The organism is Streptomyces sp. NBC_01275, from assembly GCF_026340655.1.
Lineage (GTDB): Bacteria > Actinomycetota > Actinomycetes > Streptomycetales > Streptomycetaceae > Streptomyces.
This window is the reverse complement of sequence record NZ_JAPEOZ010000001.1, coordinates 8490556-8515198: the sequence shown is the minus strand read 5'-3', so window position 1 is coordinate 8515198 and position 24643 is coordinate 8490556. Positions and strand designations below refer to the sequence as shown.

The following is a 24643-nucleotide window of genomic DNA, read 5'->3' as shown; positions in this document are numbered from 1 at the left end:
GCGTGGAGTCCGAGGAGTTCCTACTGGTCGGCGAGTTGCTGCGGTCGTTCGCCACCCGCTACCGGATCGGTTCGGCGGACGAGGTGAAGCCGGCCGCCCGCACGGCCGCCCAGGAGGCCCTCGCCGAACTGGGCCTGGCCAAACTGCGCCGTACGGCGCTGCCGGTCGCCACCGTCCAGGAGTGCGCGCTGCTCGCCGAGGAGCACGGCAGCCGGCCGCTGACCACCTCCCTGATCGGCACGGTCCTGCTCGCCCCCGAGCTGCTGCGCCTCCTCGGCGACGACCAGGGCGACGGAGCCGACGACGGCGAAGGCGAGGCGAGCGGCGCCCTCACGATCGCCCTCGCCCCCGATCTGCGCTTCCCCGGCCCGGCCCCCGTCCACCTCGTCGCCTGGGACTGCGAGGGCGCGGACGGCGCCCTGTGCGTGGACGCCGAAGGGACCGTCACCCGGGCCGCGTTGGGCCCGCCCGCCCCCAACGCCGACCTGCTGCGCAGCGTACGGACCGCTCTTCCCGGCCCCGTCGTCGGACGGCTCGACCCCGACCGCCTTCAGCGCTGGCAGGCATACGCCCTGGTCGTCGTGGCGAGCGAACTCGTCGGCGCGGCGCGGGCGTTCGTCGAGGCGAGCGTGGACTACGCCCGCGAGCGCCGCCAGTACGGTCAGCCCATCGGGGCCTTCCAGGCCGTACAGCATCTGCTGGCCGACGCGACGGTCCTGGTGGAGGCGTGCACCAGTGCCACCCGGTATGCCGCCTGGTGTCTGGACCACGAGCCGCCCGGGCGGGCGCTCACCGCGGCGCGCGTCGCCAAGGCGGAGGTCAACGTCTCGGCCGTGGAGGCGGTGTACGCCGGCATGCAGGTGTTCGGGGGCATCGCGCAGACGTGGGAGCACAGGGCCCACCTGTATCTGCGCAGGGTGCTGCTGGGCGCGACCGTGCTGGCCTCCACGGCCGACCTGCTGCCCGTCCTGGCCGAGCCCGAGGACGACTCCACGGGCGAGGCGACCAACGAGCCGGAGGCCGTGCGATGACCGTGGACGCTCCCCTGCACTTCGGGGACTCGGCGGACCTGGAGCGGCTGCGCCGCGAGGTCCGTGTCTGGCTGGCCGGACACCCGCTGCCCGAACGCCTCCCGGACGAGCCGACGCCCGTCTTCCTGCACCGCTGGCACCGCCTCCTGCACTCCGGCGGCTGGGTCGGCCTCGACGTCCCGCGGGAGTACGGCGGCCGTGGCCTGACGTCCCTTCATCAGGTCGCCGTCAGCGACGAGTTGGGGGCCGGCGGCGCGCCCGGGGTGCCCCGCATCGGCTATCTCGCGCACGCCCTGCTGGAGTTCGCCTCCGCCGAGCAGCGCCGACGGCTGCTGCCGCGGATGCTGGCCGGCGACGACGTCTGGTGCCAGGGCTTCAGCGAGCCGGGGGCCGGCTCGGACCTGGCCGGTCTCACCACGTACGCCGAACGCGGCGACGACGGCTCCTACACCGTCCGCGGCCAGAAGCTCTGGACGAGCTACGCACAGTACTCCGACTACTGCCTGCTGCTGGCCCGCACCGACCGCACGGCTCCTCCGCACTCCTCGATCACCGCGTTCGTGCTCCCCCTGGACCGGCCCGGGGTGACCGTGCGCCCGCTGCGGGCGGCAGGCGGCGACGACGAGTTCTGCGAGCTGTTCCTGGACGACGTGCGGCTGGCGCGGGAGGAACGGATCGGGGCCGAGGGGGACGGCTGGGCGCTGGCGATGACGACGGTGTCGTACGAGCGCAACGCGCTGGACACCGGGCATCTGTCGAAGTACGGGCTGCTGGTGGAGCGGCTGCGCCGGGCCGCGCGCGAGCGGCGCGGACAGCTGCCGGACGGACTGCTGTCGGAGATCGGGCGCTGCTTCGTCGACTACGAGGTACTGGTCGCGCACGCCCGGCGGCGGATCGCCGAACGGCTCGCCGGGCAGCTCGCGGGACCGGAGTCGTCCGTCGACAAGCTGCTGATGACCCGGGCCGAACAGCGCCTGTACGAGACGGCGTTGAAGGTGTTCCCGCAGGAGGTGCACGGCCCGGGCGGGGACGTCTTCGCCGAGTACCTCTACTCCCGGGCCGCCTCCGTGTACGGCGGCACGTCGCAGATCCAGCGGAACATCATCGCCAAGCGCCTGCTGCGCCTGCCCCATGGAGCCAAGTGATGCGTCACGACCAGGAGTTCCAGAGCATTCCCCAGGTCATCCGGCGGGCCGCTCGGCGGTTCGGGGACGCTCCCGCCCTCGTCGACGGCGAACTTCGCCTGAGCTTCCGGGACTTGGAGGCACTGATGGTGCGGGCCGTGCGTTCGGCGCTGGCGCTGGGCGTCGGACCGGGCGACCGGGTGGGGCTGTGTGCGCCGAACTCGGCGGAGTGGATCGTCGCCGCGCTCGGCATCCAGGGGGCCGGCGGGGTCGTCGTCCCGCTCAACACCCGTTTCAAGGCGGGGGAGATCTCCTACATCCTGCGCAGGTCCGGGGCGAAGGCCCTGTTCGCCGCCGCGTCCTTCCTCGGCGTCGACTTCATCGCCGACCTGCGCGCGGCCGATCCCGGCCTGCCCGCGCTGGACACCACCGTCTCCCTCCTCGGGCCGCGCGGGTCCGCAGGGCTGTCCTGGAGCGAATTCCTGCACCTGGGCGGCGAGTCGGAGGAGCGGGTCGCGCACACGGCGATCGACGGGCTCACCCCCGACGACGTCTCCGACGTGATGTTCACCTCCGGCACCACCGGCCATCCCAAAGGCGTGATCCTCACCCACGGCCAGTCGCTGCGCGCCTACGGCTGGATGTCCGAGGAGTACACGTTCCGCGCCTCGGACACCTTCCTGGTGATCCCGCCGTTCTTCCACTGCTTCGGCTACAAGGCGGGCTGGCTGGCCTCGTTCCTGCACGGCGTGACCGTCGTCCCGATGCCGGTCTTCGACGCCGGGCGGGCGCTGGAGATCATCGAGCGGGAGCGGGTGAGCGTCCTGCTCGGCCCGCCGACCATCTTCCAGGACCTGCTGCACCACCCCGACCGCCCGGCCCGCGACCTCACCTCCCTGCGGGTCTCCATGACCGGCGGCACCACCGTCCCGGAGCCCCTGGTCCGCGCGATGAAGAAGGAGCTGTCCTTCGAGATCGTGATGAGCGCGTACGGGCTCACCGAGTCCACCGCCCTGGTGACCACCACCCGGATCGGGGACGACGAGGAGACCGTCGCCCGGACCACCGGCCGCCCGATCCCGGACGTCGAGGTCCGCATCGCCGAGGACGGCGACCGCGGCGTCGGGGAGATCCTGGTCCGCGGCTACAACGTCACCCGCGGCTACTGGGACGACCCCGGGGCCACGGCCGAGGCGATCGACTCCGACGGCTGGCTGCACACGGGAGACGTCGGACGCCTCGACGCGGACGGCAATCTCTCGATCGTCGACCGGAAGAAGGAGATGTACATCGTCGGCGGGTTCAACGCCTACCCGGCCGAGATCGAGAAACTGCTGCTCGGCTACGAGCCCGTCGCCCAGGTCGCGGTCGTCGGCGTGCCGGACGAACGGCTCGGGGAGGTGGGCTGCGCGTTCGTCGTGCCCCGAGCGGGAGCGGAGATCGGCGAGGCGGACGTCGTCGCCTGGGCGCGCGAGCACATGGCCAACTTCAAGGTGCCCCGCCATGTGCGGTTCGTGGAGCGGCTCCCGCGCAACGCGAGCCAGAAGGTGCTCAAGCACGCCCTGCGCGAGTCCTTCGGGAGCCGCTGACATGAGCGGCGACGGACCGCTGGCCGGGATCACGGTCGTGGCGCTGGAGCAGGCGGTGTCGGCCCCCATGTGCACCCGCACGCTGGGGGACTTCGGGGCCCGGGTCGTCAAGGTGGAGAACCCGGCCGGCGGCGACTTCGCCCGGCACTACGACGACGTGGTCGGCGGCCTCGCCGCACACTTCGTGTGGGCCAACCGGGGCAAGGAGTCCGTCGCCCTGAACCTCAAGTCGCAGGCCGGCCTGAACGTCCTGCACCGGCTCCTGGCCCGCGCCGACGTCCTCGTATCCAACCTCGCCCCCGGCGCGATGGCCAAACTCGGCCTCTCCGCACCCGACTTGGCGATGAGCCGCCCCGACCTGGTCGCCGTGGAGATCGACGGCTACGGCCCCGGCGGCCCCCTCTCCCACAAACGGGCCTACGACCTGCTGATCCAGGCCGAGTCGGGGGCGTGCGCGGTGACGGGCCACCCGGGACACCCCGCCAAGGCAGGGCCGCCGGTGGCCGACGTGTGCAGCGGACTGTACGCGGCCCTCTCCGTGACGGCACTGCTCTACGGCAAGGGACGGGGGCGGCCGCCCTCCTCGGTGGCGGTCAGCCTCTTCGACACCATGGCCGAGCTGATGGGCTACCCGCTGACCTACACCCGGCACTCGGGGGTCGACCAGCAGCCCCTGGGCATGAGTTCGCCCGCGGTGTCGCCGTACGGGGCGTATCCGACGGCCGACGGGCAGACTGTCGTGCTCGGCACGACGAACGACCGGGAGTGGGACCGGCTCGCCCGCGAGCTGCTCGAACGGCCCGACCTCGCGGACGACGAACGGTTCCGCACGAACGCGGGACGGGTCGCGCACCGGGCCGTGCTGGACGCCGCGATCACCGCCTGGTGCACCGGGCACGACCTCGCCCACGTCCAGGACCGCGCGGACGCGGCCGGGCTCGGCAACGCCCGCTACAACACGCCGAGCGAGGTCGTCGCGCATCCGCAGCTCGCCGCCCGCGACCGCTGGCGGGAGATCGACACACCGGCCGGGCCGGTCCCGGCGCTGCTGCCGCCGCCGGTGATCGACGGCTACGACCCGCCCATGGGCGCGGTGCCCGCGCTGGGCCAGCACACGGACGCCGTGCTCGCCGAACTCGGCCTGGACGCAGCGGAGATCGCCGCGCTGCGGGAGCAGGGAGCGGTGGGATGACGGTGCTGCTGACCCGGGACGCGGACGGCGTGCGCACCCTGACCCTGAACCGTCCGCACCGGCGCAACGCCCTGGACCCGCAGTTGTGGGAGGCGCTGCGCGCGGCCCTGTCCGAGGCGGGCGGCGACCGGAGCGTACGGGCGCTGGTGCTGACCGGGGCGGGCGGGGCGTTCTGCTCCGGAGCCGACCTCTCCCGGGGTGTCAGCGCGGCCCATCCCCTGTACCGGATGCGGACGTTGACGGATGTGGCGCTGCTGCTGCACGAGCTGCCGGTGCCGACGGTCGCCAAGGTGACCGGGGTGGCGGTGGGTGCGGGCTGGAACCTGGCGCTCGGCTGCGATCTGGTGGTGGCGACCCCTCAGGCGTCGTTCTCGCAGATCTTCGCGCGCCGCGGGCTGTCCCCGGACCTCGGCGGCTCCTGGCTGCTGCCGAAGCTCGTCGGGCTCCAACAGGCCAAACGGCTTGCGCTGTTGGCGGAGACCGTGGACGCCGAGGAGGCCCGGGCGCTCGGCCTGGTCACCTGGGTGGTGGACGCGGGCGAGGTCGACGCGTTCGTCGACGACCTCACCGCGCGGCTGACGGCCGGGCCGCCGGTCGCGCTCGCCCAGACCAAGGCGCTGCTGAACGAGGGCGGCGACCGCACCCTGCGGGACGCCCTCGCGGGCGAGGCGCGGGCCCAGGCGGTGAACTTCGCCTCCGCCGACGCCCCGGAGGCGTACGAGGCGTTCACGCAGAAGCGCGCACCGCACTTCACGGGCCGCTGGGCGGTACCCGGACGAGCGGACGACACGTGACCGGACGAACGAACAGACGGTCACGCGGACAGACGGACAGACGGGCAGACGGGCAGACGGGCAGACGGGCAGACGGCCGGAATACCGGACGGCACGTGAGACGAAGGAGGACGCGTGATGCGGGAAGCGGTGATCGTGGCGGCGGTGCGCACGCCCGTCGGCCGGCGCGGCGGAGGGCTGGCGGACGTGCACGCGGCCGACCTGTCCGCCGCCGTGCTCACGGCGCTGGCAACGCGGACCGGGCTGGACCCCGAGACCGTCGACGACGTGATCTGGGGGTGCGTCTCCCAGGTCGGCGACCAGGCGGGCAACGTCGGCCGGTACGCGGTCCTCGCGGCGGGCTGGCCCGAGAGCGTTCCGGGGACGACGGTCAACCGGGCCTGCGGATCGAGCCAGCAGGCGCTGGAGTTCGCCGTGCAGTCGGTCCTGTCCGGCCAGCACGACGTGGTCGTGGCGGGCGGGGTGGAGGTGATGAGCCGGGTGCCGCTGGGCTCGGCCAAGGCGGGCGGCACCCCGTACGGACCCCAAGTCCTCGCCCGCTATGGGGACTTCTCCTTCAACCAGGGAATCTCCGCCGAACTGATCGCCCAGAAGTGGGGGTTCACGCGCGGGCGACTGGACGCGTTCGCGGCACTCTCGCACGAGCGGGCGGCGGCCGCGCAGGACGCGGGCGCGTTCGAGGAGGAGATCGTGCCGGTGGCCGGCGTCCCGGCCGACGAAGGGGTACGGCGGGGCAGCAGCGTCGAGACCCTCGCCCGGCTCAAGCCGTCGTTCGCGGACGACGGGGTGATCCACGCGGGCAACGCCTCGCAGATCTCCGACGGAGCAGCAGCCCTGCTGATCACCACCCCCGAGAAGGCACGGAAGTCGGGACTGACCCCGCTGGTGCGCTACCGGGCGGGCGCGGTGGCCGGCTCCGACCCGGTGCTGATGCTCACGGGCCCGATCCCCGCGACCGAGAAGGTGCTGCGCACAGCGGGCGTGGAGCTGTCCGAGGTCGGGGTGTTCGAGGTGAACGAGGCTTTCGCACCGGTGCCGTTGGCCTGGCTGGCGGAGACCGGCGCCGACCCCGACCGCCTCAACCCGCTCGGCGGAGCGATCGCACTCGGCCATCCGCTGGGCGCTTCGGGGGCCGTGCTGATGACTCGCATGATCCATCACATGCGCGCGCACGGCATCCGCTACGGCCTGCAGACCATGTGCGAGGGCGGCGGCACCGCGAACGCCACTCTCGTCGAACTCGCCTCCTGACAGGAGCTGTTGTGCAGCGCACGCTCTTCACCGACGACCACGAGGCGTTCCGGGAGCTCGTGCGGGACGTCGTGACCGACGAGGTCGTCCCGCACTACGCCGACTGGGAGAAGGCCGGTCGCGTCCCCCGCGCCTTCTTCGAACTCCTCGGTTCCCTCGGTCTGTTGGGCATGGCGGTTCCGGAGGAGCACGGCGGCGGCGGCCGGCCCGACTACCGCTTCAACGTCGTCCTCCAGGAGGAGGCGGCCCGCGCCCTGGTCACCCTCGGCACGGTGCGCACCCAACTCGACGTCGTCCTGCCCTACTTCCTCGCCTACGCGAACGAGGACCAGCGCCGCCGCTGGTTCCCCGGGCTCGCCTCCGGCAAGCTGCTCACCGCCATCGCGATGACCGAGCCCGGCACCGGCTCCGATCTCGCCGGGATCCGTACGACCGCCGTACGCGACGGGGACTCCTACGTCCTCAACGGGACGAAGACGTTCATCACCGGCGGGCTGCTCGCCGACCTGGTGATCGTGGTGGCGCGCACCGCGTCCGACCCCGACGACCGCCGGGCGGGCCTCACCCTGCTGGTGGTGCAGGACGGCACGCCCGGGTTCACGCGCGGGCGGGTCCTGGACAAGATGGGCATCAAGGTGCAGGACACGGTCGAGCTGGCCTTCGACGACGTACGGGCGCCGGTCGCCGACCGGCTGGGCGAGGAGGGCGCGGCCTTCGGCTATCTGGGCCACAACCTGCCGCAGGAGCGCATGACGGTCGCCGTCGGGTCGGTGGCGCAGGCGCGGGCGGCCCTCGACACGACGCTCGCGTACGTCAAGGAGCGCAAGGCGTTCGGGCGGACCGTCGCCTCCTTCCAGAACACGAAGTTCGAACTCGCCGCCGTGGCCGCGGAGATCGAGGCCGCGCAGACCATGCTCGACCGCGCGGTCGCCGAACTCGTCGAGGGCCGGCTCTCGGGCGCCGACGCGGCGAAGGTCAAGCTGTTCTGCACCGAGATGCAGGCCCGCGCCGTCGACCGATGTCTTCAACTCTTCGGCGGATACGGCTACATGCTGGAGTATCCGATCGCCCGGCTGTACGCGGACGCACGCATCACCCGCATCTACGCCGGGACCAGCGAGGTCATGAAGGTCATCATCGCCAAGTCCCTGGGGCTGTGAGACATGGACGAAGAGAAGGGGGCCGTCGAGGACTTCTCCCACCGGCCGGGCGTCGCGTTCGTCGCGGGCGGCACCGGCGGCATCGGCGCGGCGGTCGTGCGGGCCCTGGCGGCCCGCGGGAGCGCGGTGGCGTTCACCTACCGGTCCGCCCGGGAGGCGGCCGAGGCCCTCGCCGCCGAGGCGGAGGGGGCGGAGGGGGCGAACCGGGCGAAGGCGCTGGTGCCGCTCCCCGTGGACCTGACCGACGAGCGGGCGACGGCCCGGGCGGTGGCCGAGACCGCGCAGGCGTACGGCGGGATCCACACACTGGTGTACGCGGCCGGGCCGCATGTGCCGATGCGCCACCTCAGCCGGGTGTCGCCGGGCGAGTACCGCGCCCAACTCGAGGCCGACGCCGTGGCGTTCTTCAATCTCGTCCATCCCGCCCTGCCGGTGCTGCGCGAGAGCCGGGGCAGCGTCGTCGCCGTCACCACCGTGGCCACCCGCCGCTTCCCGGTGCGCGACGGGCTGTCCTCAGGCGCGAAGGGCGCCGTCGAGGCGGTCGCCCGCGCCCTGGCCGCCGAGGAGGGACGGTACGGGGTCCGCGTCAACTGCGTCGCTCCCGGCATGCTCTCCGACGGCATCGCGGCCCGGCTGATCGCCTCCGGCGAGCTGGACGACGAGGCGCTCGCCGTCACCCGGCGTAACATCCCGCTGCGCAGGTTCGGCACGGCGGCGGACATCGCGGAAGCCGTGACCTTCCTCGCCTCCGACCGGGCCGGGTTCATCACCGGGCAGGCGCTGGGCGTCGACGGGGGCTACAGCGTGTGAAGTCGACGGGGGGGGCCGGGCCAGGGCGGTTACAGCGGGTGAATCCGCCGGCCCCCGACATACGCGCCCCGCACGACGTCCGCCGAGAGCACGTCGAGCGCCTCGTGCAGGGGTACGTGGAGCAGGCACAGGTCGGCGACGGAGCCCGCCGTCAACCGGCGCGTGGAGGCGGGGTGTTCGGGTGAGCCGAGGAACAGGTTCAGGGCCGCCTGCGGTGTGACGCCCTCCCCGTCGGCCCGGTCGACGGCCGCCCGCATCACCGCCCACGGGTCGTGCGTGCCGTACGGCGCGTCGGTGCCGGCGGCGACCGGGACGCCGGCCTCGGCCAGGGTGCGGCAGCGGTAGAGGTGGGGGCGGTCGTCGGGGTGGACGTCGACGGCGTAGGCCTGGGCGCGTTCCACGGGGAAGTGCGGCTGGGTCACCACGGTGACGCCGAGCCGTCGGATCCAGTCGACCGTCTCGGCGGGGACGACGGCCGCGTGCTCGATCCGGTCGCCCTCGACCGGGCCGGCCTCGTCCAGGGCGAGCAGGGTCACCAGCAGCTGTACCCGCGTCACGCAGTGGACGGCGACCGGGCGGGGGCGCAACCGGGCGACGGCGGCGGCGAGTTCGGCCGGGGCGGGGAGGGTCGGGTCGTCGAGCATCAGCTTCACGGGCGGGTCGACGCCCATCACCAGCAGCCGCTGCGGCAGCGCCGACAGGGTCCGGGCGAGGTCGTCGGCGGGGTGCGGGTCGGCGTTGGTGAACCCGGTGACGCCGAGCCGGGCCGCCCGTCGGCCGACCGCCTCGACGTCGAGGCGGACCGGCGGGACGAGTCGGCGCAGGCGCGCGTCCGCCCGCCACAGCCGCCCGTCGCCGTCGCCCTTCTCCTGATCCAGCCCGGTCGCGTGCAGGGCGGCGCTGTTGAGGAACCACATCGCGCCGCTGCGGTGCTGGACGCGCACCGGCCGGTCGGGGGCGATCTCGTCCAGCACCCGGCGGTCGAGCTCTCCGGCGACGCTCTCGTGGTAGCCGACGGCCCGCACCCACTCCCCCGGCGCTCCGCCGCGCAGCGCCGCCGCCAGCTCCTCCCGGCCGCGCAACTCGGCGGGGCCGACCCGTACGGAGGCCGCCTCGGCGGCGAGGGCGGTCAGGTGGACGTGGTGGTCGTGCAGCCCCGGAAGCAGCGCGCCGCCCCGCCCGTCCACGTCGACCGACCCGGCCAACCGCCGCCCGACCTCGACGACCCGCCCACCCTCGACCCGCACGTCGACACGGCCCCACCCCACCACCCCGACGTCCCGGATCAGCACAACGCCTCCCCGTCGCTCCCGGTCACCACAGCCGGCCCACCGCACCAGCCCGCACGAACACGCACGTCGACCACACCCCCACCCTCACCCCACACCCAGGCACGGGCACAGAAGCGACCCCACCCCGCCGCCTCCACCCCGGCGTCAGCACAGCGGCCCCCGTCCGCCCCCGGTCACAGCCGCCGGCCCGCCGGAGCGGGCCAGTGCCGCGGCGCAGGCCGACATGGACACGCACAGCAGTTCGCCGCCTCCGGCCGCCAGGGAGCGGGCGGTCGCGTGGGCGGCGTACAGGCCGGTGACGGGGTCGGCGAGGGCGTCGCCGAGGAAGACCGGGGCACCGTGCGGATCGCGGCCGGTCAGACCGCCGGCCACGGCCGCGTCGTCGCCGAAGGCGATGCGGTCGTCGTCCCGCCCGTACCCGGTGATGCTCACCCAGACGCGGCCAGGGCGGGCCGCCAGGAAGCGTTCGGCGTGGACGCCGAGCCGGCGCAGCGCCCTCGGCCGGGAGGCCTCGACGACGACGTCCGCCTCGGCGGCCAGTGCGGCGACGGCCCCCGTGGCGAAGTCGAGCACCCGGCTCTCGTGGCCGTCGTGCAGCCAGCGATAGAAGTCAGGGGGCCCGGAGCGGGCCCCGTCGGGTCTGGCGTCGCTCTCCACCTTCGTGACCTCGGCCCCGGCCAGCCCCAGGAGTCGGGCGCAGAGCGGGCCGGCCCACAGCGCGGAGAGGTCGAGGATGCGGAGACCGGCGAGAGCGCGCGGCCGGCGCTCTCCGTGACGTGCGGCGCGTACGGGGGGCCGGTCGTCGCCGGCCGAGGCGTGGGCCGCCGCCGGGATGCCCAACAGCTGGGCGGAGCAGGCGAGTTCGGCGGACGTGACGTTCCGTGCCGCACCGGGCAGGTCCGCTCCCGGAGCCCCCAGGAGGGCCAGGAGCGCGGGCAGTGCGGCGGTGTCGTCGGGGCGGGCCAGGTTCACGGCGGCCCAGCCGTCCGCCGTGGCGAGGAGCCGGCAGGAACCGCCCGCCGAGGTGCGGCCGGGCGGCCCGAGGCCGGCCAGGCGCGCCCGGAGGAACAGGGCGGTGGGCAGATCGACCGGCACACCGGTGAGGGCGGTGAAGTCGCCCACGACCTCGGCGAGAGGGCCGAGGTACGGGGCCACGGTCCCGATCCACCGCTCCTCCCCCTGCTCCTCCCACCGCCCCTCGCCAAGAGCGGTGTTCTCCACCACGTGAACACCCTTCTCTCCCGAGGTGAGGCACCGGTCAGGGTCTTCATGCCCTCTTGGGCATCGCCGGCGCCACCCACGCGAACCGGCCACCGGCGACCACCGGCGACCACCCGCGACCACAGAGGAACGGGCGTCTCACCCGTCGATCCTGGAGCGCGACTACGCAGTCGAGCCGGTCGACGACCTCCCGAGGACCGGCTTGACTGCGTAGTCATCCCAGTGTCGGCAGCGGGTCCCGCCCACGTCAAGACCCTCGGGGCCCCACGCGACCCCACCACCCCCTCGGTCCGCCCAGCCTTTCCCGGTCACTCCACGGCCGATACACAGATTTTCCCTGCCCTACCCCCGACGCCGGGAATGCGCATCTCTATTCGGACAAGCAGTCCAAAGGAACCCATTTCTTGCGGTCGTTCATGTTTCTACAGTGTGAGTAGGGAGTGAACGCATCCATGGCCGAAAGGAATTCATCCGATTTCCTCCACCCTGGCCGTCCGCTCACGACTGACCGAATCACAACGGCCGCTTCCCTGTTGATGGTTCAAACGTTGACCGGTGAGTAATAACCCCACTACCTTCGCAACGCGTTTCATGTGTTCGAGCACGCGACTTTAAATCGGCGTTCCGCGGTGACCTGCCCGCTGGAATCCGGTGCGCCGCCTTTGCCGTCCTGAACCCCCCACCGTGCAGTTTCACCCTTGATTCGGAGAATCATGACGTTCACTGTGCGCTCCGAGGACATGATCATCGGCATCACTCCTTTCGGCGAGCCCGATGCCGGGCTCGCTCTGGCGGTCGGTCGCGCCGGCGGTCTCGGCGTGCTCGATCTCGGCCACGGCGACCGAAGATCACGCGAGGCGCTGGCCCGGCTGCGGCGCGCCTCCCCCGGCGCGTTCGGCGTCCGGATCGGTCCGCGCTGCCGGCTGGCCCCGGCGGATCTGGGCCCGGACGGCCCGCACACGGTCGTCCTCGCCGCGGACGCGCCCTGGCCGGTCGCGGACCTCGTCGACGGGTACCGCGTCCTGGTGGAGGTCACCGATCTGGCGGGCGCGCGGGAGGCCGTGCGCGCCGGGGCCCACGGGCTGATCGCGCGAGGCGCGGAGTGCGGCGGCCGGATCGGCGAGCTGAGCACGTTCGTCCTGCTCCAGCAGCTGCTGGCCGCGCGCGACGTGCCGCTGCCGGTGTGGGCGTGCGGTGGGATCGGCCCGCGCACGGCCGCCGCCGCGGTGGCGGGCGGGGCGGCCGGGGTGGTCCTGGACGGCCAGCTGGCGTTGCTCGCCGAGTCGGCGCTGCCCGAGCCGGCGGCCGCGGCCCTGCGCACCCTGGACGGCTCGGAGACCGTCGTGCTGGCCGGACACCGCGTCCTGCTGCGGCGCGGCCCGGACGCCCCGCGGGTCCCCGAGGACGCCGGTCCGCAGACGGTGGCGGCGCTGCTGGGCGCGCAGGACCCGCGCAGCCGGCTCCTCCCGGTGGGCCAGGACGGTTTTCTCGCCGCCCGCTTCGCCGACCGCTGGGGTGACGTCCGGCGGACGGTGCGTGCGCTGCGGGACGCGGTGCTGGACGTCGTACGCGATGACGCGGCCGGAGCGGCGCTGCGGGCCAAGTCGCCGATGAGTGGGCGGCTGGGCACCGAACTGCCCCTCGCGCAGGGCCCGATGACGCGGGTGAGCGACGGGGCCGCGTTCGCCGCGGCGGTCGCGGCCGAGGGGGCGCTGCCGTTCTTGGCGCTGGCGCTGGCGGACGGCGGGCGGGCGCGGGCGATGCTCGCCGAGACCCGGGACGCGGTGGCCGGCCGACCCTGGGGGGTGGGCGTCCTCGGCTTCGCACCGGAGGACGTGCGCACCGCCCAGCTGGAGGCCGTACGGGAGTTGCGGCCGACGCACGCGATCATCGCGGGCGGACGGCCGGCCCAGGCGCAGGCGCTGGAGCGGGACGGCATCCGGACCTTTCTGCATGTGCCGTCGCCCGGGCTGCTGCGGCAGTTCCTCGAGGCGGGCTCCCGCCGGTTCGTGTTCGAGGGCTCGGAGTGCGGCGGGCACGTCGGACCGCGCGGCAGCTTTCCGCTCTGGGAGGCCCAACTCGCCGTCCTGGACGACTTCTTGGCGGGCCCGGGCGTGGACGCCGGGGACGTCGAGGTGTTCTTCGCGGGCGGGGTGCACGACGAGCGGTCGGCCGCCATGGTCGCCGCGCTCGCCGCGCCGCTGACCGCGCGCGGCGCGGCCGTCGGCCTGCTGATGGGCACCGCCTACCTGTTCACCGAGGAGGCGGTGGCACACGGCGCGATCCAACCCCTGTTCCAGCGGCAGGTGTTGGCCGCCGAGCGCACGGCCCTGCTGGAGTCGGCGCCGGGCCACGCCACCCGCTGCGTGCCCAGCCCGTTCGCGGCCGGCTACCGCGTGGAGGAGACCCGGCTGCGCGCCGAGGGCGTGCCGGACCGGCGGATCTGGGAGGAGCTGGAGCGGCTCAACGTCGGCCGGCTGCGCATCGCCAGCAAGGGCGTCACCCGGGACCCCGACGGCGCGCTCACCCCCGTCGACGAGCAACGCCAGCTCGCCGAGGGGATGTTCATGGCCGGCGAGGTGGCCGTGCTGCGTTCGGCGACCACCACGGTCGCGGCGCTGCACGCCTCCGTGACGACGGGTGCGGCCGACTTCCTCGCCCGGCGGGCGGCCGAACTGGGCGTCGCGGGCGAGGCCTCGCCGCAGGAGGCTCCGGCCCCGCTCGACATCGCTGTCGTCGGCATGGCCTGCATGTTCCCTCAGGCGCCCGACCTGCCCACGTTCTGGGCGAACGTCGTCGGGGGCGTGGACGCGGTCGCCGAGGTCCCGCCGGAGCGCTGGGACCCGGCCGTCCACCACGGCGAGTCCACCCCGTCGAAGTGGGGCGGCTTCCTGCCCCGCATCCCCTTCGACCCGCTGCGCTACGGCATCCCGCCCGCCTCCCTCGGCAGCGTGGAGCCGGTGCAGCTGCTGTCCCTGGAGGCCGCCCGGCGCGCCCTGGAGGACGCCGGATACGGCGACGGGGGGCGGGAGTTCGACCGCTCGCGCACCTCGGTGGTGTTCGGCGCGGAGGCGGGCAGCGACCTGTCGAACGCGGCCACGCTGCGCGCCGTGCTGCCCTCCTACTACGGCGAGGTCCCGGCCGGCCTGGACGAACAGCTCCCGCAGCTCACCGAGGACTCCTTCCCCGGCATGCTGGCCAACGTCATCTCCGGGCGCATCGCCAACCGGCTCGACCTCGGCGGCGCCAACTACACCGTCGACGCCGCCTGCGCGTCCTCGCTCGCCGCGGTCGACGTCGCCTGCAAGGAACTCGTCGGCGGGACCAGCGACGTGGTGCTGTGCGGAGGCGCCGACCTGCACAACGGCATCAACGACTACGTCCTGTTCTCCTCGGTGCACGCCCTCTCCCCCACCGGCCGCTCCCGCGCCTTCGACGACTCGGCGGACGGCATCGCGCTCGGCGAGGGCGTGGCCTGCGTCGTCCTCAAGCGCCTCGCGGACGCCGAGCGCGACGGCGACCGGATCTACGGCGTCATCAAGGGCCTCGGCTCCTCCAGCGACGGCCGCTCCCTCGGCCTGACCGCACCCCGCCCCGAGGGCCAGCGCTCCGCGCTGGAGCGGGCCTACCGCAACGCGGGCGTCTCACCGGCCGACGTCGGGCTCGTCGAGGCGCACGGCACCGGGACGGTGGTCGGCGACCGCACCGAACTACGCATCCTCGGCGAGGTGTTCGCCGACGCCGGAGCCAAGGCGGGCAGCTGTGTGATCGGCTCGGTGAAGTCGCAGATCGGACACACCAAGTGCGCCGCGGGCCTGGCCGGGCTCATCAAGACGCTGCTGTCGCTGTACACGGGCGTACGGCCGCCCACCCTGCACGTCGACGCGCCCAACTCGGCCTGGGACGCGGACAGCAGCCCGTTCGCCTTCCACGCCGAGGCGAGGCCCTGGGCGACCCCGGTCGAGGAACGGATCGCCGGGGTGAGCGCGTTCGGCTTCGGCGGCACCAACTTCCATGTGGTGCTGGGCGCTTACGCCGACGGCGTGCCCCCGGTGCGCGGGCTGGACGCCTGGCCGGCCGAGCTGTTCCTGTTCCGCGGACGGGACGAGAACACGGCCCGCCGTGCCGCTGAGGAACTCCTCAAGACCGCCGAGACCGAGCACCGGCCCTGGCGGCTGCGGGACCTGGCGCTGAGCGCGGCCCGCCGCTCGGACGCCGGCGGGGATCCGGTGCGCATCGCGGTCGTGGCGACGGACGTCGACGATCTCGTCGTACGCCTGCGGCAGGCGCTGCAAGCGACGGAGTCGGGGACGGGCGGGTCGGGTCCGGGCGGGTCGGGTCCGGGCGGGTCGGGTCCGGGGCGCGGGGTGTACCTCGCCGACCGGGACCCGTCCGAGAACGCGCCCGAGGGCGGCGGCAAGGTCGCCTTCCTCTTCCCCGGGCAGGGCAGTCAACGCACGGGCATGCTCGCCGAGTTGTTCGTGGCCTTTCCCGAGCTGCGGCCCTATCTGGAGCTCGGGCGGGCCCACGCGGACACGCTGTATCCGCCGGCCGCGTTCGACGAGGCCGGGCGGGAGCGGCAGCGGGCCGCGCTGACCGACACCCGGGCGGCGCAGCCGGCCCTCGGCATCGCCGGGCTCGCCGCGCACGCCGTGCTCACCGCGGCCGGGGTGCGCCCCGACATGGCCGCCGGGCACAGCTACGGCGAACTGGTCGCCCTCTGCGCGGCCGGCGCCCTCGACCCGCAGACGCTGCTGGAGCTGAGCGCCGAGCGGGCGGCGGCGATCCTCACGGCGGCCGGGGAGTCGGGCGAGGAGCCCGGGACGATGGCCGCGGTCTCGGCCGGCGCCGAGGACGTCGGCCGGGCGCTGAAGGCGTCGGGCGCACCGGACTCCGTCGTCGTCGCCAACCGCAACTCTCCGAAGCAGACGGTGATCTCGGGCCCCTCGGACGCCGTCGCCGACGCCGTGCGGCTGCTGCGCGAGGCGGGCCTCGGGGCCAAGCGGATCCCCGTGGCCTGCGCCTTCCACAGCCCACTGGTCGCAGGCGCCGCCGACCGGTTCGCGCAGGCCCTCGCGGCCCGTCCGGTGCACGCGCCCGAGTTCCCGGTGTGGTCCAACCGCACGGCGGCCCCGTACGCCGACGGCGCCGACGCGGTGCGCGCCGAGCTGGCCGCGCAGATCGGCGCGCCCGTCGCCTTCGTCGAGCAGGTGGAGGCGATGTACGAGGCGGGGGCCCGGGTCTTCGTCGAGGCCGGTCCCGGGTCGGTGCTGACCGGGCTGGTCGGGCAGATCCTGGGGAGCCGTCCGCACCGCACGGTGGCCTGCGAGCCGCGCCCCGGCAGCGGTCTGCCCGGCTGGCTCGACGCCCTGGCCCGGCTCGCCGTCGCGGGGCTGCCCGTGCGCACCGGGTGGCTGCTGCGCGGCCGGGACGCCGTGGACGCCGTACGCACCCCGGTGCCGAAGCGCCCCGGCTGGACGGTGGACGGACAGCTGGTCCGCACCGCCTCCGGCGACCTTCTGCCCGGCGCGCTCGCCCCTGCCCGTCGCGTCGCGGAGCCCACCGCGTACGCGGAGAACCTGGAGACGACTGTGACGACCAACCCCCCACACGGCGTCCCGTCCGACCGGGACGCGCTGATCTCCGAATTCCTGCGCACCAGCCGGGAGATGATCGCCGCCCAACGGGACGTCCTGCTCACCTACTTCGGATCGACCCCCGGGGTGCAGATCGCCGCCCCCGTGGTCGTGCAGTCGCCGGTGCTCCAGGCGGCTCCCCAACTCCCGGCGGCCCAACCGGTGACGGCCGCCGAGCCGATCCCCCGGTCCGCTGCCGCGCAGCCCGTATCGGCCCCGGCCGCCCCGGCCGGTCCCCCGGCGCCCGCCGACGTCCAACAGGTCGTGCTGGAGATCATCAGCGAGCGCACCGGCTACCCCATCGACATGATCGAGCCCGACCTCGACCTGGAGGCGGACCTCAGCATCGACTCCATCAAGCGGGCCGAGATCGCCGGTGAACTGGCCAAGCGCCTGGGCGCCGGAGCCGGCGCCGACCTGACCTCCATGGACGACGCCGAGCTGGAGGAACTGGCGAAGGCGCGGACCGCCGCCGCGGTGACCGACTGGCTCACGGCACGGCTGGGCGCACCGGCCGCGCAGGCCACCGGCCCCGCCACCGCCGCTCCCACCACTCCTGCCGCTCCCGCCGAGCCGGTCCTGGCCGCCGCGCTCCCCGAGGAGCCGGAGGTCGTCGGCGAACCGCCCAGGCGGCACGTCCTGCGCCCGGTCCTGCTCGACGCCCCCGCCGACGCCACTGCTCCCGGCGACCCGTCGGCCGCGCTCGCCGGGACCCGCTGGACCGTCCTCGGCGACGCCCCCGAGGTCGTCGCCCGCCTGGCGTCGTACGGCGCCGACGTCGACGTACACGGCCGGGAGCATGCGTCGGCGGAGGCGGACGGGCCGGTGGACGGGGTGGTGTATCTGGGGGCGCTCACGGCCGACGACGCGCCGGTGCTGCCGGACGCGTTCCCCGTGCTCAAGGCGGCGCTGGCGCGCGGTCCGCGGTGGCTGCTGGCCGTCCGCCGGGCCGACGGCCAGACGCCGGACCCGCGCTCGGCGGGGCTGCACGGGCTGTTCCGCACCGTCGCCCGGGAGTACCCGGAGACGGTCGCGCGGGTCGTCGACCTGGTCGACGCCTCGCCGGACTCCGTCGCGGAGGCCGTGGTCGCGGAGGCCATGGCGGCGGACCGCACCCCGGTCGTGCTGCGGACCGCGGCCGGCCGGCACGGCTTCGAGCTGGTCGAGGCCCCGCTGGGCGCGCTCGGCAGCACCGGCGCGGGACCGGCCGGGGACGGGGTCGCCGAGGCGGCCGCGCTCGGCCTGGACCGGGACTCCGTGGTGGTGCTGGCGGGCGGTGCGCGGGGCATCACCGCACAGTTCGCCGCCGCGCTCGCCGGGGCCGCCCACTGCCGTCTGGAGCTGCTGGGCCGTACGCCCGCGCCGGACGGCCCCGAGGACGCGGACACCGCTGCCGCGCACACCCCGGCCGAACTGCGTGCGGCGTTCGCCGCCCGCGGCGGTCTCAAGCCGGCCGAGATCAACCGGGCCGCCGAACTCCTGCTGGCCCAGCGGGAGATCACCGCGACGCTGACCGAGCTCACCGCGCTCGGCAGCCAGGTCCGCTACCGCTGCGTCGACTTCCGGGAGCCCGAGGCGGTGTTCCAGACGGTGAAGGAGATCCATGCGGAGCACGGCCGGCTCGACGGCGTGGTGCACGCGGCCGGGGTGATCGAGGACCGGCTGATCGCCGAGAAGACGCCCGAGTCCTTCCAGCGCGTCTACGGCACCAAGGCGACCGGCGCGGACGCCCTGCTCACCGCGCTGGAGGAGCTGCCCGCCGCGCCCGCGTTCACCGTGCTGTTCGGCTCGATCTCGGCCGTCCTCGGCAACCGGGGCCAGGTGGACTACGCGGCCGCCAACGACGCCCTGGAGACCCTGGGGGCCGCCTTCGCGGCCCGGACCGGCCGGCGCGCGGTGACCGTGCACTGGGGGCCGTGGGCGCCCGCGGCCGGTCACGCCGGCATGGTCGGGGCCGAGCTGGCCCGCGAGTACGCCCGGCGCGGCATCCGGCTGATCGACCCCGAGGAGGGCACCGCGGCGCTGCTGCGGGAGCTGGCCTGGGGCGAGGAGTCGGCCACGGCCGTCGTCTACACCGCGTCGGGCTGGTGACGGCCGCGGTGGCGTCACCTCGACAGGCGGGACTCTCCACCGAGGTGACTTCTCGTCAAGTGCCGGTCGCCATCGTAGGGATGGCGGTGCTGCTGCCCGGCGCGGCCGACCTGGACGCGTACTGGCGCAACCTGCGGGACGGCGTGGACGCGATCGGGGAGGTGCCGGACGGGCGTTGGGACGCCGACTACTACCGTCCCGGCACCGCCGGGGACCCGGCCGTCGCGGACCGGGTGTACTGCCGGCGCGGCGGATTCGTGGACGGGCTGGCGGAGGTGGAGGTCACCCGGTTCGGGATCATGCCGAACTCGGTGGCCGGCACCGAGCCCGACCAGCTCATCGCCCTGCACGTGGCCTCCGCCGCCCTCGCCGACGCGGGCGGCACGGACCGGCTCCCCGACCGAGGGCGCGTCGGCGTCGTTCTCGGCCGGGGCGGCTACCTCACCCCCGGCCTGGTCCGGCTCGACCAGCGGGTGCGCACGGCGGGCCAACTCGTCCGCACCCTGGGCGAGTTGCTGCCCGACCTGACGGACGGCCAACTCAACCGGGTGCGGGAGGCGTTCACCGAGCGGCTCGGCCCGGACAGTCCCGAGTCGGCGATCGGCCTGGTGCCCAACCTCGCCGCGTCCCGGGTCGCCAACCGGCTCGACCTGCGCGGACCGGCGTACACCGTGGACGCGGCCTGCGCCTCCTCGCTGGTCGCCGTCGACCAGGCGGTCGGCGAACTCGCCTTCGGGCGCTGCGACCTGATGCTCGCCGGAGGCGTCCACCACTGCCACGACATCACGCTGTGGAGCGTCTTCTCCCAGTTGCGCGCCCTCTCCCCCAGCCAGCGCATCCGGCCCTTCCACCGGGACGCCGACGGCATCCTGATCGGCGAGGGCACCGGCGTGGTCGTCCTCAAGCGGCTCACCGACGCCGAGCGGGACGGCGACCGGATCTACGCCGTGATCCGGGGCACCGGGGTGGCGAGCGACGGCCGGGCGGCCGGGCTGGTCAACCCCGACCCCGGCGGTCAGGCGCAGGCCGTGCGGCAGGCGTGGCGGGCCGCCGGGCTCGACCCCGCCGCCCCCGGCTCGGTCGGCCTGCTGGAGGCCCACGGCACCGCGACCCCGGCCGGCGACGGCGCCGAACTGAGCACGCTGGCCGCGGTGTTCGGCCCCGGCGACGGGGATCCGGACGCGGTCATCGGCTCGGTCAAGTCGATGATCGGGCACACCATGCCCGCCGCCGGCGTCGCCGGTCTGGTCAAGGCCGCGCTCGCCGTCCACCACGGCACCCTGCTGCCGACCCTGCACTGCGACGACCCGCATCCCGCGCTGGCCCGCACCCGCTTCCGCCCACTGGAGAAGGCGACCGACTGGGAGACGAGCGCCGAACGGCCGGTACGCCGGGCGGCCGTGAACGCGTTCGGGTTCGGCGGGATCAACGCACATGTGGTGCTCGAGTCGGCACCGGGCGCCCACGCCTCGGCGCAGGCCGCGCCAAGCGCGCACTCTTCGGCGCCGGCTTCACCAGGCGCGCCTGCCCCGGCGAGGACTGCGACAGGCGCGCACTCCTCCGTGATGACCAGCCCAGGCGAGCGCGCCTCCGCGAAGGCTGAGCCAGCCGGGCTCGTCCCGGCGAAGGCTGAGCCACGCGTGCCCGACACGGCAGAAGCTGAGCCAGGTATGCGCCCTTCGGCGCAGGCCGCGCCAAGCGCGCCTGCCTCGGCAAAGGCTGCGACAGGCGCGCACTCCTCCATGACGGCCGCACCAGGAGTGCGCGCCTCCGCGAACGCCGACCCGGACACCCCCGCCTCCGCCTCCGCCTCCGCCTCCGCCTCCGCCTCCGAGAAAGCTTCCCCCGACGGGTCTGCCTCTGCGAAGGCCGACCCCGGCGCCCGCGCCCCGGCACCCGCCCGTGCGGTCGCCGTGACCCAGGTCGTCGAGCCAGAGCGGGTCCTGCTGCTCGCCGCGGGCTCCCCCGACCGCCTCGCCGCCCTCCTCGACGGCGACGACGACGCCGTACGCGCCGCCGGGCTCGACCCCGCCCACCCGCACCCGGGCGCGGGGCCGGCCCGGCTCGGGATCGTCGATCCGACCGCCAAACGGCTCGCCCTGGCCCGCCGGGCGGTCGCCAAGCGGCGCGCCTGGCACGGGCGCAGCGACGTCTGGTTCCGGCCCGACCCCCTGCTGGGCGCGGGACGCGGAAGGCTGGCGTTCCTCTTCCCCGGTCTGGAGGGCGACTTCACCCCCCGGGTCGACGACGTCGCCGCCCACTTCGGACTGCCCGCCCCGGCCCTCGCCGAGGAACAGGCCGGTGACATCGGCCGGCACGGCTTCGGCGTCGTCGCCGTCGGCCGCCTCCTCGACACCGCGCTGCGCCGCAGCGGCATCGTGCCGGACGCCGTCGCCGGGCACAGCGTGGGCGAGTGGACGGCGATGGCGGCGGCCGGGCTGTACGCCGGAGACGAGGTCGACGCCTTCATGGCGGCCTTCGACCCGGACTCGGTGACGGTGCCGGGCCTCGCCTTCGGCGCGATCGGCGCGTCCGCCGAGCGCGTGCTCGCGGCACTGCGCGAGGAGGGCGGGACCGAGGCCGGGCTGGTGCTCTCCCACGACAACGCGCCCGGGCAGTCGATGGTGTGCGGGCCGATGGCCGCGGTGGAGGACTTCGTGCGCGCCTTCCGCGCCCGAGGCGTGCTCAGCCAGGTGCTGCCGTTCCAGTCGGGCTTCCACACGCCGATGCTGGAGCCCCACCTCGGCCCGATCAAGGAAGCCGCCGGCCGGTTCCGGCTGCATCCGCCGCACACCCCGGTGTGGTCCGGGACGACCGCCGCGCCCTTCCCTGCCGCCGAGGCGGAGATCCGCTCCCTGTTCGTACGGCACCTGCTGGAACCGGTCCGCTTCCGGCAGCTGGCCGAGGCCCTGCACTCGGCCGGCCATCGCGTGTACGTCCAGGTCGGCCCCGGTCAGCTCGGCTCCCTGGTCGGCGACACCCTCGGCGGCCACGATCACCTGGTCGTCGCCGCCAACTCCCCCCACCGCACGGGCCTCGCCCAGCTCCGCCGGGTGGCGACGGCACTGTGGGCGGCGGGGGCGCCGGTGGCTCCCGCCCTCACCCAGAACAACCAGAACAACCAGAGCCGCCAGAACCGCCAGGGCAACCCGAACAACGAGAACGACCAGGCAGGCCGCCTCAGGTCACAACGGCCGCCGGTCCGGCTGGACTTGGGCGGCGCGCTCGTCTCCCTCGCGCCGGACAGGCTCGCCGAACTCCGAGCGGAACTCCGCACCGACCTCCGCACAGAACTCCGCACCGACCTCCGCACTGAACTCCGTACAGAACCGCGCACCGAGTCCCGCCCCGCCCGCGCAGCGGCCCTCGCGGGCGGCCCCTCCCCGCTGGACGCCCTCGTCGAACGCTCCCCGATCGCGGCCGAGTTGAGCGCCCTCCTCCGTGACACGGCGGACACGGCAGCGGCCCTGCTCAATGCCCCGGCCCCAACGACCGGCCCCGCTCAAGTCCCCGCCCCTCCGCCCCCGGCACCTGCGGCCCCGCCGCGGCCCGCTCCCCGCCGCACCACCGTCCACGTCTCCCCCGACGCCATGCCCTACCTCCTGGACCACTGCTTCTTCCCCCAGCGCCCCGGCTGGCCGGACGTCGCCGACCGGTGGCCGGTGGTCCCGGCGACGACGATCGTGCAGCACATCATGGACGCGGCGCGCGAGGCCGCCCCCGGCACGGTTCCCGTCGCCGTGCACGGAGCCCGGTTCGAGGAGTGGCTGACCGCCACGCCCGCCGTCGACGTGACGGTGACCGCGACCCCCGAGGGCCCGGACCGGATCGCCGTCTCCTTCGGCCCCCGAGCCCGCGCCACGGTCGAACTGGCCCCCCGCTACCCGTCTCCGCCCCCGGCCCCCTGGCCCGCCGACCCCACCGCCGAAGGCACTGCTCAAGGCCCTCCCGAACGCACCCCCGACCACACCGCCGCCCAGCTCTACGGCGAGCGCTGGATGTTCCACGGCCCCGCGTTCCAGGGCGTCACGGAGCTGACCGCGCTCGGCGACCGGCATGTCCGCGGGATCATCACGACCCCGCCCGCGCCCGGCGCGCTGCTGGACAACGTCGGCCAGATCCTCGGCTACTGGATCATGGCGACCCGCACCGAGCGGACCGTCGTGTTCCCGGTGGGGATGCGGGAGATGCGCTTCCACGGACCGCATCCGGCGCCGGGGACCGAGGTCGGCTGTCTGGTGCGGATCACCTCGCTCACCGACGCGGTCCTGGAGGCCGACGTACAGCTGACGGTCGGGGGCGTGGTGTGGGCGGAGCTGTACGGCTGGCAGGACCGTCGCTTCGACAACGACCCGAAGACCCGTCCCGTGGAGCGTTTCCCGGAGCGTCACACGCTCTCCGAGGCCCGACCGGGCGGCTGGACTCTGCTGCACGAGCGGTGGCCGGACCTCGCGTCCCGCGAGCTGATCATGCGCAACTCCCTTGGGGGTGTGGAGCGTTCGCAGTACGCCGAGCACGCTCCGCGCGGGCGTCGACAGTGGCTGCTCGGCCGGATCGCGGTCAAGGACGCGGTACGGCAGTGGCTGTGGGACCAGGGCGAGGGCCCGGTCTTCCCGGCGGAGCTGCGGGTGCGCAACGACGAGGCGGGCCGTCCGTACGTCACCGGCGTGCACGGGCGCGAACTTCCCTCGCTGGACGTGTCGTTGGCCCACTGCGCGGAGGCGGGCGTCGCGCTCGTCCGGCCGCACGTCCCGGGTCCGGGCCCCGGCATCGACGTCGAGGAGGTGCTCGACCGTACCCCGGAGACCGTCGCCGCCGCCCTCGGCTCGGACGAACTGCGGCTGCTGGACGTCCTGTCGGCCGCGTCCGGCGACTCCCGGGCACTGTGGTTCACCCGCTTCTGGACGGCGAAGGAGGCGGTCGCCAAGTCGGAGGGCACCGGGTTCGGCGGGCGGCCGCGGGACTTCGTCGTCCTCGACGCGACCCCGGCCGGCGACCGGCTGACCGTCGCGGGCCGGCTGGAACGCGCCTACTCCGTCCACTGCGAACCGGCGGCCAACCCGCCCCGTCTGCCGGCCCGGGACTACGTCGTGGCCTGGACGACGGGCCCCACTCGAGCGAAGGAGTACGACCGATGACCTCCCCCACCCCCGTCACCGCCGACGAGGAGGCCGTCCTCGCCGACCTCACCGGCATGCTCACCCGGCTCCTGGAGGACGAGTACGGCGTCGACGACGTCGAGATCGGGATGCAGACCACCTTCAACCGCGACCTGGAGCTGGAGAGCATCGACCTGGTGACCCTGGCCGGTCTGCTCCAGGAGCGGTACGGAGACCGGGTCAACTTCGCCGAGTTCCTGGCCGGCATGGAGTTCGACGAGATCATCGAGCTGACCGTGGGCCGGCTCGTCGAGTACGTCGTGACCAGCCTGAAGGCCGCGGGGGCGAGCTGA

Annotated in this window: 13 protein-coding genes; 11 read left to right on the top strand and 2 right to left on the bottom strand. The window is 74.5% G+C overall.

Annotated features, from left to right (window positions below; genetic code table 11):
* Window positions 1-2: 2 nt before the first annotated feature.
* From OG562_RS37380 to OG562_RS37345, 8 genes are all read left to right on the top strand, one after another.
* A complete protein-coding gene (locus tag OG562_RS37380; protein ID WP_266405979.1) occupies window positions 3-1031 on the top strand; it encodes an acyl-CoA dehydrogenase family protein in 1029 nt (342 codons plus the stop codon).
* Window positions 1028-2176: an acyl-CoA dehydrogenase family protein gene (locus OG562_RS37375; RefSeq protein WP_266405977.1), complete on the top strand. Its 1149-nt coding sequence runs from the start codon at window positions 1028-1030 to the stop codon at window positions 2174-2176. Before OG562_RS37380 ends, OG562_RS37375 begins: the two co-directional genes overlap by 4 nt.
* Window positions 2176-3744, top strand: a complete 1569-nt coding sequence (locus OG562_RS37370; RefSeq protein ID WP_266405975.1) for a FadD3 family acyl-CoA ligase — start codon at window positions 2176-2178, stop codon at window positions 3742-3744. Before OG562_RS37375 ends, OG562_RS37370 begins: the two co-directional genes overlap by 1 nt.
* Window position 3745: 1 nt before the next feature.
* Window positions 3746-4936 carry a CaiB/BaiF CoA-transferase family protein gene (locus OG562_RS37365; RefSeq protein WP_266405973.1) on the top strand — a complete coding sequence of 397 codons (1191 nt, stop codon included), beginning with the start codon at window positions 3746-3748 and terminating at the stop codon, window positions 4934-4936.
* A complete protein-coding gene (locus tag OG562_RS37360; protein ID WP_266405972.1) occupies window positions 4933-5730 on the top strand; it encodes an enoyl-CoA hydratase/isomerase family protein in 798 nt (265 codons plus the stop codon). The genes OG562_RS37365 and OG562_RS37360 overlap by 4 nt, the downstream gene beginning before the upstream one ends.
* Before the next feature lie 117 nt (window positions 5731-5847).
* Complete coding sequence (locus OG562_RS37355) at window positions 5848-6981, top strand: acetyl-CoA C-acyltransferase (protein WP_266405970.1); 1134 nt, start codon at window positions 5848-5850, stop codon at window positions 6979-6981.
* Window positions 6982-6992: 11 nt separating this feature from the next.
* Complete coding sequence (locus OG562_RS37350; RefSeq protein ID WP_323187595.1) at window positions 6993-8141, top strand: acyl-CoA dehydrogenase family protein; 1149 nt, start codon at window positions 6993-6995, stop codon at window positions 8139-8141.
* A 3-nt stretch (window positions 8142-8144) separates the two neighbouring features.
* Window positions 8145-8951, top strand: a complete 807-nt coding sequence (locus OG562_RS37345) for an SDR family NAD(P)-dependent oxidoreductase (RefSeq protein WP_266405968.1) — start codon at window positions 8145-8147, stop codon at window positions 8949-8951.
* Between the two features lie 29 nt (window positions 8952-8980).
* On the opposite strand, the gene OG562_RS37340 is transcribed toward OG562_RS37345, so the two are convergent.
* Window positions 8981-10243, bottom strand: a complete 1263-nt coding sequence (locus OG562_RS37340; RefSeq protein ID WP_266405967.1) for an amidohydrolase family protein — start codon at window positions 10241-10243, stop codon at window positions 8981-8983.
* Between the two features lie 144 nt (window positions 10244-10387).
* Window positions 10388-11467, bottom strand: coding sequence for a CoA transferase (locus OG562_RS37335; RefSeq protein WP_266405965.1), 1080 nt, complete (start codon window positions 11465-11467; stop codon window positions 10388-10390).
* Window positions 11468-12177: 710 nt separating this feature from the next.
* Here OG562_RS37335 and OG562_RS37330 point away from each other — a divergent pair.
* From OG562_RS37330 to OG562_RS37320, 3 genes are read left to right on the top strand one after another with little or no spacing between them, the layout of a single operon-like run.
* The gene (locus OG562_RS37330) at window positions 12178-19191 is read left to right on the top strand and encodes a type I polyketide synthase (protein ID WP_266405964.1); all 7014 of its coding nucleotides are present in this window, start codon (window positions 12178-12180) and stop codon (window positions 19189-19191) included.
* 44 nt (window positions 19192-19235) lie between these two features.
* The gene (locus tag OG562_RS37325) at window positions 19236-24329 is read left to right on the top strand and encodes a type I polyketide synthase (protein ID WP_266405963.1); all 5094 of its coding nucleotides are present in this window, start codon (window positions 19236-19238) and stop codon (window positions 24327-24329) included.
* Window positions 24326-24643: an acyl carrier protein gene (locus OG562_RS37320; RefSeq protein WP_266405962.1), complete on the top strand. Its 318-nt coding sequence runs from the start codon at window positions 24326-24328 to the stop codon at window positions 24641-24643. Before OG562_RS37325 ends, OG562_RS37320 begins: the two co-directional genes overlap by 4 nt.

Bases quoted from the DNA above. Each gene is read 5' to 3' on its own strand.
- OG562_RS37375 (WP_266405977.1), top strand. From the start codon at position 1,028: ATGACCGTGGACGCTCCCCTGCACTTCGGGGACTCGGCGGACCTGGAG.
- OG562_RS37370 (WP_266405975.1), top strand. From the start codon at position 2,176: ATGCGTCACGACCAGGAGTTCCAGAGCATTCCCCAGGTCATCCGGCGG.
- OG562_RS37365 (WP_266405973.1), top strand. From the start codon at position 3,746: ATGAGCGGCGACGGACCGCTGGCCGGGATCACGGTCGTGGCGCTGGAG.
- OG562_RS37360 (WP_266405972.1), top strand. From the start codon at position 4,933: ATGACGGTGCTGCTGACCCGGGACGCGGACGGCGTGCGCACCCTGACC.
- OG562_RS37355 (WP_266405970.1), top strand. From the start codon at position 5,848: ATGCGGGAAGCGGTGATCGTGGCGGCGGTGCGCACGCCCGTCGGCCGG.
- OG562_RS37345 (WP_266405968.1), top strand. From the start codon at position 8,145: ATGGACGAAGAGAAGGGGGCCGTCGAGGACTTCTCCCACCGGCCGGGC.
- OG562_RS37330 (WP_266405964.1), top strand. From the start codon at position 12,178: ATGACGTTCACTGTGCGCTCCGAGGACATGATCATCGGCATCACTCCT.
- OG562_RS37320 (WP_266405962.1), top strand. From the start codon at position 24,326: ATGACCTCCCCCACCCCCGTCACCGCCGACGAGGAGGCCGTCCTCGCC.